The 12,297-nt window shown below is 59.9% G+C and carries 13 protein-coding genes; 1 reads left to right on the plus strand and 12 read right to left on the minus strand.

Features of this window, described 5'->3' with window-relative positions:
- Positions 1-9: 9 nt before the first annotated feature.
- The 6 genes from KUIN1_RS01930 to KUIN1_RS01955 all read right to left on the minus strand — a co-directional run bounded on the left by KUIN1_RS01930 (position 10) and on the right by KUIN1_RS01955 (position 6,444).
- Positions 10-1,182, minus strand: a complete 1,173-nt coding sequence (locus KUIN1_RS01930; protein WP_024639248.1) for an SfnB family sulfur acquisition oxidoreductase — start codon at positions 1,180-1,182, stop codon at positions 10-12.
- A 537-nt stretch (positions 1,183-1,719) separates the two neighbouring features.
- Positions 1,720-2,439 (minus strand): hypothetical protein, encoded by a 720-nt coding sequence (locus tag KUIN1_RS01935; RefSeq protein ID WP_003403135.1) that lies wholly within the window; start codon positions 2,437-2,439, stop codon positions 1,720-1,722.
- A gap of 577 nt (positions 2,440-3,016) precedes the next feature.
- Positions 3,017-3,760 (minus strand): L-cystine ABC transporter ATP-binding protein TcyN, encoded by a 744-nt coding sequence (gene tcyN, locus KUIN1_RS01940; protein WP_024639247.1) that lies wholly within the window; start codon positions 3,758-3,760, stop codon positions 3,017-3,019.
- Between the two features lie 3 nt (positions 3,761-3,763).
- Positions 3,764-4,432, minus strand: a complete 669-nt coding sequence (gene tcyL / locus KUIN1_RS01945) for a cystine ABC transporter permease (protein WP_003403129.1) — start codon at positions 4,430-4,432, stop codon at positions 3,764-3,766.
- A complete protein-coding gene (gene tcyJ / locus KUIN1_RS01950) occupies positions 4,429-5,226 on the minus strand; it encodes a cystine ABC transporter substrate-binding protein (RefSeq protein ID WP_024640802.1) in 798 nt (265 codons plus the stop codon). The genes tcyL and tcyJ overlap by 4 nt, the downstream gene beginning before the upstream one ends.
- 219 nt (positions 5,227-5,445) lie before the next feature.
- Positions 5,446-6,444 (minus strand): D-cysteine desulfhydrase, encoded by a 999-nt coding sequence (locus KUIN1_RS01955; RefSeq protein ID WP_011266349.1) that lies wholly within the window; start codon positions 6,442-6,444, stop codon positions 5,446-5,448.
- 197 nt (positions 6,445-6,641) lie between these two features.
- On the opposite strand from KUIN1_RS01955, the gene epsC reads away from it, so the two are divergent.
- Positions 6,642-7,595, plus strand: a complete 954-nt coding sequence (gene epsC / locus KUIN1_RS01960) for a serine O-acetyltransferase EpsC (protein WP_003414200.1) — start codon at positions 6,642-6,644, stop codon at positions 7,593-7,595.
- A 12-nt stretch (positions 7,596-7,607) separates the two neighbouring features.
- Here epsC and KUIN1_RS01965 read toward each other — a convergent pair whose 3' ends face one another.
- The 6 genes from KUIN1_RS01965 to hutC all read right to left on the minus strand — a co-directional run bounded on the left by KUIN1_RS01965 (position 7,608) and on the right by hutC (position 12,149).
- Positions 7,608-8,315 carry an anti-sigma factor gene (locus tag KUIN1_RS01965; protein ID WP_011266350.1) on the minus strand — a complete coding sequence of 236 codons (708 nt, stop codon included), beginning with the start codon at positions 8,313-8,315 and terminating at the stop codon, positions 7,608-7,610.
- Entirely contained in the window at positions 8,312-8,878 is a 567-nt protein-coding gene (locus KUIN1_RS01970) for a sigma-70 family RNA polymerase sigma factor (protein ID WP_011266351.1), read from the minus strand. Before KUIN1_RS01970 ends, KUIN1_RS01965 begins: the two co-directional genes overlap by 4 nt.
- A gap of 103 nt (positions 8,879-8,981) precedes the next feature.
- Positions 8,982-9,515: a DUF3455 domain-containing protein gene (locus KUIN1_RS01975; protein WP_058823040.1), complete on the minus strand. Its 534-nt coding sequence runs from the start codon at positions 9,513-9,515 to the stop codon at positions 8,982-8,984.
- A 105-nt stretch (positions 9,516-9,620) separates the two neighbouring features.
- On the minus strand, positions 9,621-10,796 hold the full coding sequence (gene nhaA, locus KUIN1_RS01980; RefSeq protein WP_024652661.1) for a Na+/H+ antiporter NhaA: 1,176 nt from the start codon (positions 10,794-10,796) through the stop codon (positions 9,621-9,623).
- Positions 10,797-10,845: 49 nt separating this feature from the next.
- Positions 10,846-11,442: a HutD/Ves family protein gene (locus KUIN1_RS01985; protein ID WP_024639243.1), complete on the minus strand. Its 597-nt coding sequence runs from the start codon at positions 11,440-11,442 to the stop codon at positions 10,846-10,848.
- A complete protein-coding gene (gene hutC / locus KUIN1_RS01990; RefSeq protein ID WP_161420743.1) occupies positions 11,439-12,149 on the minus strand; it encodes a histidine utilization repressor in 711 nt (236 codons plus the stop codon). The genes KUIN1_RS01985 and hutC overlap by 4 nt, the downstream gene beginning before the upstream one ends.
- Positions 12,150-12,297 lie beyond the last annotated feature (148 nt).

Below are 12,297 nucleotides of genomic sequence, written 5' to 3' on the forward strand. Positions count from 1 at the left end.
TGGTCTGGTTCAGATCCAGGAATGGCGAGCAGGCAGGGTGCCGTTCAAATGCCAGGTGCCGACCGCGTGGTATTTCCAGCGCACCGGGTCATGCAGGGTGTGGACGCGCGCGTTGCGCCAGTGGCGGTCGAGATTGAACTCGGCCAGGGTCGCGCGGCTGCCGGCCAGTTCGAACAGCTTCTCGCTGGCCAGCAGCGAGATTTCGGTAGTCAGTACCTTGGCCCGCGCGACCGCGATGGAGGCGCGGGCTGCCGAGTGCTCATCGATGGGCGCAGCGCTGATCTCGTCGAGCTCCTGACCCGCCTTGCGCAGCAGCGCTTCTGCCGCGTGCAGTTCGAGTTTCAGCTTGCCGATGTCGGCAATCACGTAGAGGTCATCGCTGGCGCGCTCGACATTGGCGTCGACCCACGGGCGGGATTTCTCGCGTACAAAGGCAATCGCATCGTCGATGGCGCCGCGCGCAATACCCGCGTCGATTGCGGCCTGGATCAGTTGCGAAACGGCGCCCTGAATGTTCGGCGTCAGGGACAGGCGCCAGTTATCGACCACCAGCCCGGCGTCCACCGGCACGTTGTCGAGCAGCACCGTGCCGCTTGCGGTTGTGCGCTGGCCAAAGCCCGACCAGTCATCAACGATGCGCAGGCCCGGTGTGCCGCGCTCGATGAAGGCCATGATCTGCCGGCCTTGATCATCCAGCGCCTTGACTGCGACCCAATGCGCGAACAGCGCGCCGGTGGAATAGAACTTCTGTCCGGTAATGGCAAGGCGGTCGCCATTGGCGGTGATCCGCGCCTTGAGTTCCAGCGTGTTTTTGGTGCCACGCTCAGGGCCTGCATTGCCGATGCGCCAACCGTCCAGCACGCTCTGGAACAGCGCTTTCTTCTGCTGCTCGGTGGCGCTGCTCTGCAGCAGGTGCAGAATGCCGAACTGGTTTTGCGGAATTTGTCCCAGTGCCGGGTCGGCAGCAGAAATGATCCTGAAAACTTCGGCTACCGTGACGAACGATACTTGCGGGCCGCCGTACGCGCGCGGGATGGAAATACTGCCCAGTCCGCTACGGGTGAACTGTTCGATTTCAGCCCATGGCAAGGCGCGTTGTCTGTCGCGATTGGCGGCGTTGACCTGCGCGGCCGCGGCCAGTTCATGGGCTGCTGCAATGGCTTGCGCGTCGTTTTGCAACACGCTGGCCTTCAGCAGGCGGGGTGCAACGTCAGGCTCTTGTGGAGCCTCGACGCTGTGGGCCGTTACCGTCGCCGGATCAGACTCGCGTCGCTCACCGTCAATCGATACGACCCTGGGTTTATCCACAGGGGTAGTTGTGAAAGGGACCATCGGAACCTCGTAGCAGTAGGCCGCATCAGGTGCGGCTGGAAAACATCACGATGTCCGGTGGTCCGGTGTATATACCCTAAGCGTGTATAAAAGTTTTTAAAACGTGCTTTTTGGAATAAGCATAGACAGTTATTGTCAATTGCCACTGCCCGTTCGTGTACTCACCTTGCGTCACGCAAGATGTAAGACGCCTGCGCAGAACCAAGTACGGATGAAACACGGCGGATGCCTGAGCGACGTTGAACTTTCTTACACGCCTGGCCAATGTTTAATACAGGTAATGAGCGTGAATGAATAACGCTTCGTTTTTAGAGTGATCCGTGCGGTGCTGTCTATCAAACAGTATCGTTAGCGAAGCGGTGTGTTCGACGTGCCGTCCTCAGGCATTCAATGCCCCAGCGGTTGGATCCTTATTATACGGGGTGGTGCCCAGAGCGAGTTGTTGCCTACCCGGTCGATCACACAGTAACTCACTTCCAGCCGTTGCTCGTCTCCGCCTTCGCGTATCAACTCAGGCGGTACAACCAAATCGACCGGCTCACCGATATCGTCGGCGGTGAGCGGCGGCAGGTCCATGCGCAGATCGCCCCAACGTATGGTGATCTCGTCGTGAACAGCCATGTTCAGATAAGGCTCGATGGTCATCGGCAAGCCGCCTTCCAGGTGTCTGCGCGACAGGCCGTGGCGTATGACCGATGGCGCAACATAGAGCGGCGCCAGCCCCTGGTTTTCTTCCGTGCTGGCGCTGACCAGCAGCCCTCCCGGGGCGTCCAGCTTGACCCATAGCTTGCGGCAGGGCGAGGTGACGGGCACTCCGCCGATCTTCATGACCCGGTAGTAGGTTCTCGCCTTGCCATTCTGCAGAAAGCTTTCCGGCACACGTAGGACGACAGGCTTGCCGACGTCAGATGCCTTCAAAATTGTTGACGCGACGTAACAGCCGTCCCAAAACAGTTCGATCAGATCGCCCTCTTCCATGCTGCCGTAGGGGTCCACATGAACGACGAGTTGAGAGGCGTTCCTCACGCCTATGCCATGTCGGCTGGCCAGCGGAACAGCAGGGATCGGCAAGCTCATAGGGCTGGCTTTGCAAGTGTTTTGACTCATGTCGGGGTGCTCCTGATAATCAATAGTTCAAGTAAAGATTCGTCATAAGTTGTCATGTTCAAGTAATAAAATGTGCGGTTCAGGCAGGAGGATAAGTACCTTAAATATCCAAGTTATGGCAAACATTACAAACGGTATGAAATGCGTGCTTGAAACTTTGCGGTCTCACTGGAATGAGTGAAGTCAGTGAGCTAATGGGCTTTGCGGGCACTTGTCAATGTGCGAAGTGCATTTGAGGGTTGTTTACTTGAAAACCGGAGACTTCCTACGCTGTATGTTTGGAACCGTTGACTCCTCACTAAACAACCGTCCTACCACAAAGTATCAATGGCAGCAGGCCGTAACCGACAGGACAACGCACGGAAGGGAAAGTCTGGCAAGACGGGCACGCAGCGGCGCAGCCGGCTACGAATCAAGGTGCAGAACGGGCGTACGCTAATTTTATTATTTCGATGATTTTTCGGAAAATTACGCGGGAATTCAGCAAGGATATTGAACGATTAATCCTTCCAGAAATGTAAGAAAAAAGCAGCGCCGCTGAATGGACGCTGCTTTTTGCGCAGGCTGATCGTCCTGATCAGGAGCGGGTACGCTCGAGAAACTGCCTTGTGCGTTCTTCTTTCGGGTTGGCGAACAGCGCTTTGGCTTCGCCTTGCTCCACGATCACTCCCTTGTCGATGAAGATCACCCGGTTGGCAACCTCCCGCGCAAAGCTCATCTCGTGAGTGACGATGACCATGGTGCGCTTCTCTTCAGCCAGAGCGCGGATGGTCGTCAGCACCTCACCGACCAGCTCCGGGTCCAGGGCCGAGGTCGGCTCGTCGAACAGGATCACTTGCGGCTCCATCGCCAGCGCCCGTGCAATCGCCACACGCTGTTGCTGCCCGCCGGACAGGCGTCGCGGGTAAGCGTCTTCCTTGCCGCTCAGGCCGACCTTGGCGAGCAGCTTTCTGCCCAGCGCCTCGGCGGCTTCACGGGCCACCTTCTTGACCACCACCGGGCCTTCGATGACATTTTCCAGAGCGGTGCGATGCGGAAACAGATTGAAGTTCTGAAAGACGAACCCGACCTGCTGACGCAACTGGCGGATCAAACCCTGTTGCTGGTTCATGGAACGGGTGCCATCGATCTCGATATCACCGACCTTGATCCTCCCGCTGTCAGGCGTTTCAAGCAGATTCAGGCAGCGCAGCAGGGTGGTCTTGCCCGAGCCGCTGGGCCCGATGATGGCCACGACTTCCCCGGCTTCGATACGCAGATCGATGCCCTTGAGCACCTGATTGCCCTTGAATGCCTTGGTGAGTTTTTCAACCACTATCATGTGTCAGGTCTCCAGATCGTGCCGGTTGACCCTGGCTTCCAGCTTGTTTTGCAGGTGCGAGAGCGCCGTGGCAAGGATCCAGTAGATCAGTGCAGCGGCCAGGTACATGGTGAAAATTTCGAAGGTGCGTGCGGTGATCAACTGCGCCTGACGGAACAGCTCTGGCACCTGGATGGTGGCTGCCAGCGCCGTGTCCTTGACCAGCGAGATGAAGCTGTTGCCCAGCGGCGGCAATGCGGTGCGTGCGGCCTGCGGGAGGATCGCCCGACGCATGGTCTGCCAGCGGGTCATGCCGATACTGGCCGCTGCCTCCCACTGGCCGCGCTCCACGGAACTGATGGCCGCGCGCAGGATTTCACAGGCGTAGGCGGCCATATTCAGGGAAAAACCGATCAGTGCAGCGCTCAGCGGCTCAAGCTGGATACCCAGCTCCGGCAGGCCGTAATAAATCACGAACAGCTGCACCAGCAAGGGCGTGCCGCGAAAGAACGACACGTAGATGCGTGCTATCCAGTTCACCGGTTTGATGCGCGAAAGGCGCATCAATGCCAGGCCGAAGCCCAGCAGCAAACCGAAAAACATCCCGCCAAGACTGAGGAATACCGTGTAGTACGCGCCCTTGAGCAGGAAGGGCGCGGAGTCCAGCGCGAGCTGAAGGCTCTCTTCAATCATTGGGTGACATCAGCATTGAAGTACTTTTCCGACAGCTTCTTCAGCGTGCCGTCGGCACGCAGTTTGTCGATGGCCTTGTCGATGGCCGCCAGCAATTCAGGCTCGCCTTTACGCAGGGCAATACCCGATGCCTGGCGGGAAAATGCTTCGCCTGCCGGGACGAGTTTGTTTTTTGTCTTGGCAGCCATTTCCAGGGCGGCCAGACGGTCAACGAGGATCGCATCGATACGACCTACGCTCAGGTCCTGGATCTTGCTCGGGTCATCGTCATAGGTTTTGACGATTGCGTCCGGAACGTTCGCCTTGAGCCATTCCTCGTAGTTGGTGCCCAGACCCACGCCCACCTTCTTGCCGCTCAGGTCTTTGGCAGACTTGATGGTGTCTGCGTTCTTCTTCAGAACCAGCGCCTGGATGCCGGAAATGGTGTAGGGCTCGGAGAAGTCGTACTTCTTCTTGCGCTCGTCGGAGATGGTCACCTGGTTGATCACCACGTCCAGACGCTTGGAGTCCAGAGCGGCCAGGATGCCATCCCACTTCGACGGCTGGATCTTGGCCTTGACACCCAGTTCCTTGGCCAGCGCTTCGGAAAACTCGACTTCGAAGCCGGTGAGCTTGCCGCTCTCATCCACAAAGCTGAACGGTGGGTAAGTGCCTTCCAGGCCGACATTGAGCGTACCGCTGTCCTTGATTTTCTGCAGTTGCTCGCCAGCCATGGCTTGCCCGGCGATACCGGCACTGAGCATCAAGCCCATTGCCGAAAAAAGAAACGTACGACGAATAGCGGAAATGTTCATGCGAGCCCCTGGTTGGTATGGAAGTGTCTGGCCATTTTCTGACCCGACTCAAGCAACTTCGTGCTGATTATTCAGCTTTTTTCAGGCAGTTAGGTCAGGTGTAAGGTTAAGCGTTGTGCTCTGCCGGGCGCGACTATATAGCCATCTGCTTATGAGGAAAAATAACAAAAAAAGTTATTTCCCCTCCACAAAAGCATAAAGGACCCGTTGGCTAGAACGTCACTGGTCGAACGCATCCGGATAGGCAAACAGCGCTGGCGCACCGCCGGTGTGCAGGAAGATCAGCGGGCCGTCGTTGAAGCGTTGACGGCCGATGCCATCGAGCAGACCGGACATGGCCTTGCCGGTGTAGACCGGGTCAAGCAACAGTCCTTCGTGGCTGGCCACCAGCTTGATGGCTGACAGCGTACCGGCGTTCGGTTCACCGTATCGCGGGGCGAAATACTCATCCCACAGTTCGACCTTGAAGTGTTCAGGCAGCGCAACGCCGAGCAACTCTGCGGTGCGCTCGGCCAGGCCCTGGACCTTGGGCAGCTGTGCTTCTTCACTGCGCGACACAGTCACACCGATGACCGGCAATTGCGGCAGCTCGTGAGCCAGTGCCAACGCCAGGCCGCTGTGCGTGCCGGCACTGCCGGAGGCCAGAACGACAGCCGCAAACTCGATGCCGGTCTGCTTGATCTGCTCGGCCAGTTCCAGCCCGGCGCGCACATAACCCAGCGCACCCACCGGGCTTGAGCCTCCGATGGGGACCAGATAAGGCTTTTTGCCACTGGAGCGCAGGCGTGCAGCCAGGGCATGCAGTTGTTCGTCAGCGTTGTCGAGGTTTTCCACCAGCTCTACCTTGGCATCGAACAGTTCGAGCAGCAGGCGATTGCCGTTTTTCAGGTAGCTGGGGTCTTCGGTGCCGATGGGATTTTCCAGTAGCGCCACACAGCCAAGGCCCAGACGCGCGGCCAGGGCAGCGGTCTGACGGACATGGTTGGACTGGATGGCACCGGCGGTGATCAGTGTATCGGCACCCTGGGCCAGCGCATCGGCGGCCAGGTACTCGAGTTTGCGCACTTTGTTGCCGCCCAGGGCCAGCGTTGTGGTGTCATCCCGCTTGATGTAGATATCACGATCTGCCCAGATCGACAGGCGCTCGAGCTTTTCCAGAGCCGTTGGCGCGCTGATCAGGTCCAGGCGATTGAAGCGGGCAAGCTGATGTTTGATCATGGTGGTCGATAAGCCGTGTAAAGAGTCACCGGACTATAGGCAGACGTTTCTCGCACGGCAACTTATCTGTGCGCACGGCGCTCTTCGCGTATTCCGACAGAAATTGTTGTTTTTTTCGTCTGAATGTTTGCCGTAGAGTGGTAATAGCAGCGGCCCGTACTGTCGGTCGCCACCCTTCACATCAAGGAGAGTCAAGCGTGAGCGATATTCCAGAAGCGTCCGCCGACGGCCGCTCCAGCCACTGGCAGTTGCAGCGCATCGTCAGCCAGTTGCGTGGCGCGCGTGAAGACTGGCGGGCTCGCAACAGGCGGGTGAGCGGTGAACACGGTGGACGTGAGCTGCCTTCGCGTGCGGCCATGGGCGAGATTCTTGAAGCCTTGAGCGGTGCTCTGTTCCCGATGCGCCTGGGCCCTGTGGACCTGCGTGAGGAAAGCGAGGACTTCTATGTCGGCCATACGCTGGATGTGGCGCTCAACGCGCTGCTGGCTCAGGCCCGGCTTGAATTGCGCTACGTGGCCCATCAGCAGGGCGGTGACCTGAAGAGCATCGATGCGCGGGCGCTCGAGCTGATTCAGGGTTTCGCCATGGCCCTGCCGGGTATTCGTCTGTTGCTGGACACCGACGTGCTGGCTGCCTATCACGGTGACCCAGCGGCGCGCAGTGTCGATGAAGTGCTGCTGTGCTATCCCGGCATTCTGGCGGTGATCCACCATCGTCTGGCGCATTATCTGTATCGCGCCGGTTTGCCGTTGCTGGCGCGTATCAGCTCGGAAATCGCCCATTCTGCGACCGGTATCGATATTCATCCGGGCGCGCAGATCGGCCCGAGCTTCTTTATCGATCACGGGACAGGCGTGGTGATTGGCGAAACCGCGATCATCGGCGAGCGGGTGCGGATCTATCAGGCCGTGACCCTGGGCGCCAAGCGCTTCCCCTCAGACGAGGACGGCCAGTTGCAGAAAGGCCATGCACGGCATCCGATCGTTGAAGACGACGTGGTGATCTACGCTGGCGCGACGATTCTGGGGCGCATCACCATCGGCAAAGGTTCGACCATCGGCGGCAATGTCTGGCTGACGCGCAGCGTACCGGCAGACTGCAACCTGACCCAGGCCAACCTGCTGCAACAGGACGACTGCAGCCGCAAGTAGGCTGCTTTCGCGTCAGATCACCTTCACCGCCCGGCCGATGAACTGAATCGGCCCGGTGGGTTTGCCGATGGGCGAGCCGGTGGATTTCTCCAGTGTCAGCTCGAACAACTGGTTGGGTTGCAGCGGCGGCAGTTTATCCAGCGGCACATGCAGGCTTTGCCCCGGTTTGACCAGCCCAAGCGAAACCGGGCCTTGCCAGTCGTCACCCTTGGTCCAGAACTCCAGTGCCTTGTCGGTCGGAACCTCGAACACGCCCAGCGGGATAAGCTGTATTTCCTGCGAATTACTGGCCTGCACGACCCAGCCAGGCGCCTTGTCCTGCGGCCCTACGAGAACCACCAGATACGACGGTTGCGCCGGTGCGCGGGTCAGCAGCGTCATGCCCAATACCAGCGAAGCAGCCAGGCCGGCCCCGGCGAGGCCGCGCCAGATCGACAGGTTGTCCCACCAGCGCACGCGCGGTCGTTGCGGCGTGCTGGCAGGCGCGGCCATGTCCAGCAGGTTACGTTCGATGCGATCCCACAGGCCAGGCGAGGGCGTTACCGGTTCGGCCAGTCCGGTCAGGGGCTGCAGACGCTGTTCCCAGGCATCGACGGCGGCCCGCAGGTCGGGCTCGCGCGACAGGCGACGCTGTACGTCGAGCCGCTTCTGCCCCGAGAGGGTGCCGAGTACATACTCGCCAGCCAGCTCGTGAATGTTGTCGTCTAAAGGCCGGGTCATCCCATGCACTCCCGCAAAGCCGTCAGGCTGCGCTTGATCCAGGCTTTGACCGTACCCAATGGCGCGCCAATTTTCTGCGCGATTTCCTGATGCGAATAACCGTCTACGTAAGCGTGAAAAATACAGTTGCGTCTTACCGGCTCCAGTTGCTCCAGGCATGACGTGATCCGTCCTGGATTGACCTGCCAATCGAAGGCATCGCCGATTTCCTGCCAGCCTTCCAGTGTCGCCTGTTCATGATGATCTTCACTGCCGTCGTCTTCGACACGCACCTCGCGAGTCGTGTTGCGCAACGTGTTGAGCGCCAGGTGGCGAGTCACGCTGAAGATCCAGCCACGTGCCGAACCACGCGAGGCATCGAAGCTGGCCGCGTGGGACCAGATTTTCAGGAACGCGTCATGCACGATGTCCTCGGCCAGTGCGCGGTCACGCACCAAGCGCTGAGCGACACCGAGCAGTCGGGCGCTTTCCTGTTGATAGAGACGCTGCAAGGCCTGTTTTTCACCGCGAGCGCAGGCCTGCAACGTCGCTTCGTAATCAAAGAGAGATTCGTGCGAAGACAAGATGATCCGCCATCAATGGAAGACTACTGCCTCGTTGACATCACGAGGCTCCCGCGCAGCAGCATAGCCTACTGTTGCACGGTCACCTGATTAAGCGCATTGATCAGCCGGCAGTCCAGAACAGGTAATCAGCCTGATACTTGACCACTTCCTTCGCGCCCTTGTTGCTCTCTGCGCAGGCTTTGGCCGGGGCAACGCCGCCTTTCAGGGCTACACGCTGAATGTAGGTGACGCCGGTCATTGCGCCCTTGCCTTCAGCCGGGTTGGCCTTGACCAGCTGATACGGCAGGTTGCCAGCGCTCGAAGGGGCCACGGCGACTTGAGTGCCGGTTATTTTGGAACCGTCTTTGGCTTCCCAGGTAGCAGGCGGGCCGTAGTAGGTGCCGACCTGTTTGCCGCTCTTGTCGTTGAGCACTGCTTTGGGGCCGACGAACGCCCACTCCATTTCGTTGGGCATGTTGGCCTTGGCGCGGCACTCGTAGGTGATCTCGCCAACCCCGGTGGTTTGCATGCCGACCTTGTTGCCAGCCGGCACACGGACGCTTTCGGGGAGGTCGGTCTGAGCCATGGCAACGGACGACAGGCAAGTGAAGGCCAGAGTAGTACCAGCAAGGCAGAGCAAGCGTTTTGCGTTCATGCAGAAATCTCCAGAAGGTTTAACCGCGCTCAGCAACTCGAAGTGGCTGCTGAATGTACTACCCGCGAGAAACCCGTCTGGATGCAGTGATTTGAAAATATTTTTTCAGGGCCTGCTGAAACGGCTGCGCAGCAACACAATTCCGGCAATTGCGGCCAGCCCCGAGCCGATCAGTACGCCGACCTTCACCTCGTCGATCAGGTGTTGCGAGCCGGGGAACGCCAGGTTGCCGATGAACAGGCTCATGGTGAAACCGATGCCGCACAGCATCGCCACGCCGTACAGTTGCACCCAGTTGCTGCCTTCCGGCAATACCGCCAGCCCGGCGCGGATGGCCAGCACGGCGGCGAGAAACACGCCGATCTGCTTGCCCACGAACAGCCCCAGCGCAACGCCCAGCGGCACAGGATCGACCAGATTGCCCAGAGTAATGCCAGCCAGCGACACGCCAGCGTTGGCAAAACCAAAGATCGGCACCACGGCGAAGGCCACCCAGTAGTGCATCTTTTCTTCGAGGAACAGCAGTGGCGAGCGGGCTTCTTCCTCGGGCTTGCCCATCGGGATGCACAGCGCCAGGGCGACACCGGCCAGCGTGGCGTGTACGCCCGATTGCAGGACGAAGAACCACAGCAGCGCGCCAAGCAGCAGATAGGGCAGCAAACGACGCACGTTCAAACGGTTCATGACGATCAGCACCGCCAGTGTCACGAAGGCGGCGGCCAGCATCGGCAGGTTCAGACCGGAGCTGTAAAAGAAGGCGATGATGGTCACGGCACCCAGATCGTCGAGGATCGCAAGTGCGGCCAGAAAGACCTTCAGCGAGGTCGGCACCCGATTGCCGAGCAGCGACAGCACGCCGAGGGCGAAGGCGATGTCGGTGGCTGCCGGGATCGCCCAGCCGCTCAGGGTCTGCGGATTACCCCAATTGATCACGATGTAGATCAGCGCCGGCACCAGCATGCCGCCGGCCGCCGCAAAGCCGGGCAGGGCACGTTGCCCCCAGCTCGCCAGACCACCGGCGAGGACTTCACGCTTGATCTCCAGGCCGACCATCAGGAAGAAGATCGCCATCAGCCCGTCGTTGATCCACAGCTCGACCGAGAGACCCAGCCAGACGCTGTGCAGGATCGAGAAATAGCCGGCAGAAAGCGGCGAGTTGGCAACGATCAAGGCCGCCAGCGCAGCCGCCATCAACACGATGCCGCCGGCCGATTCGGAGGCGAGGAAGCGGGCGAGGATGGCAATGCCTCTGGGCGTTTCCCGGTTCGGAACTTGAGTCATGGTCGTCCTTGAACGCAAAGCTGTTTTTATAAAGTGTGCAGACAGGCGCTTACTGGCCTGTGGCGGTAAGCTCGATCAGGCAGCAACGGCTGGCGCGCGGTGATTGCAGTTCGACTTCAAGCAGACCGCCAGCGTTGTCCACTTGAGCGCAATCGTGTTTGCCGAGGATTTCCCACGGCTGACTGTCGACGCTGATCGCCACTTGCTCGGCCATGCTGAACAGCACCAGAGTACTGGCTGAACTGAACAGGCGTTGCGGGTGACGCACGTCTATCCAGTGCAAGCGTGCAGTGTAGCGGTGTGGGGCGTAGATCAGGTTGAAATCGCGAATCGGCCCGTCCAGCAAGGTGCAATTGACCTGACTGTCACCGCTGAATGCAAACGGGTCCGATGGCAGCAGCGGGCGACTGCTGAGGCCATCCACGTCCAGCGTCATGCCCGCGCCCTGCAGGACGGTGATGATGCGCTGATAACCGGCGAACACCGAAAAACCGCCCGAGGTTTCGATGTCGGCAATCGACAGCCGCCAGCCGAAACCGTCCAGGTCCTGGCCTGCGTCGCGAGCGATCTCTTCAGTGCTGCCTCCGCCGTTCTTCCACGGCATGCGCGGGTAGTCTGCGGCGCGCAAAATGCGGGTCTGGCTCATTTGGTAAAGCGTCCTTCCAGGCGATGGCGGGAGCCGGGGTGGATCAGGCGCGCAGCGGTGACCGGCTGACGACCTGACCAGGTACGGCGGCGAATCAGCAGGCAGGGTTCTCCCGCCTCAATCTGCAACAGCCTGCATTCATCGGCTTCGGCGAGAATCGCCTCGACCACGTGCTCGCCTTCGGTGAGTGGCGCAACCTGCGACAGGTAGGCGTAAGGCGTCTGCAGGGTGAAGTCCTGCCGGAGGTAGTCCGGAGCGACCTGGGCGTTCACGAAGCGGTCCTCGATCTGCACTGGAATGTCGTTCTCGTAATGCACGATCAGCGAGTGGAAGACCCGCTGGCCTTCGCGCATGTCCAGCGCCAGGGCGCGTTCGGAGCCAGCGGCTTCCTCCTTGAGGACCATGACCTTACAGGTGTGGCGATGACCGCGTGCGGCGATCTCGTCGGCAATGTTGTGCACTTCGAACAGCGCCGACTGGCTCTTGGGCTCGGCGACAAAGGTGCCGACGCCCTGCATGCGCACCAGCAGGCCCTCGGCGGTCAGCTCGCGCAGTGCCCGGTTTATGGTCATGCGGCTAAAACCCAGTTGCGTCACCAGCTCGCTTTCCGACGGCACACGATGGTGCGGCGGCCAGGTGCCGTTCTGGATCTGCAAGGCGATCATCTGTTTCACGCGGGCGTACAAGGGTGCGGGACTTTCGCCCATCTGGGCTGCCAGGGAAGAAGCGGCGGGCGGAGTCGACACGTGGGAGTCCTTGTTGTTCGAGACGGTGTTTTCGAGAGCATTCAGACGCTGCAAAGCGCTCACGCTAACCATTAACCTGCTGCTCGGCAAGCATGCAGAAGGTTTACCG

It is taken from the genome of Pseudomonas sp. KUIN-1, from assembly GCF_009176725.1.
In the GTDB taxonomy this organism is placed as follows: domain Bacteria; phylum Pseudomonadota; class Gammaproteobacteria; order Pseudomonadales; family Pseudomonadaceae; genus Aquipseudomonas; species Aquipseudomonas fragariae.

Coding starts and splice junctions, on each gene's coding strand:
- KUIN1_RS01965 (WP_011266350.1), bottom strand. CDS start 8,315: ATGACCCGGCCTTTAGACGACAACATTCACGAGCTGGCTGGCGAGTAT.
- tcyL (WP_003403129.1), bottom strand. CDS start 4,432: ATGATTGAAGAGAGCCTTCAGCTCGCGCTGGACTCCGCGCCCTTCCTG.
- tcyN (WP_024639247.1), bottom strand. CDS start 3,760: ATGATAGTGGTTGAAAAACTCACCAAGGCATTCAAGGGCAATCAGGTG.
- KUIN1_RS01975 (WP_058823040.1), bottom strand. CDS start 9,515: ATGAACGCAAAACGCTTGCTCTGCCTTGCTGGTACTACTCTGGCCTTC.
- tcyJ (WP_024640802.1), bottom strand. CDS start 5,226: ATGAACATTTCCGCTATTCGTCGTACGTTTCTTTTTTCGGCAATGGGC.
- KUIN1_RS01985 (WP_024639243.1), bottom strand. CDS start 11,442: ATGAGCCAGACCCGCATTTTGCGCGCCGCAGACTACCCGCGCATGCCG.
- KUIN1_RS01955 (WP_011266349.1), bottom strand. CDS start 6,444: ATGATCAAACATCAGCTTGCCCGCTTCAATCGCCTGGACCTGATCAGC.
- hutC (WP_161420743.1), bottom strand. CDS start 12,149: ATGGGCGAAAGTCCCGCACCCTTGTACGCCCGCGTGAAACAGATGATC.
- KUIN1_RS01935 (WP_003403135.1), bottom strand. CDS start 2,439: ATGAGTCAAAACACTTGCAAAGCCAGCCCTATGAGCTTGCCGATCCCT.
- nhaA (WP_024652661.1), bottom strand. CDS start 10,796: ATGACTCAAGTTCCGAACCGGGAAACGCCCAGAGGCATTGCCATCCTC.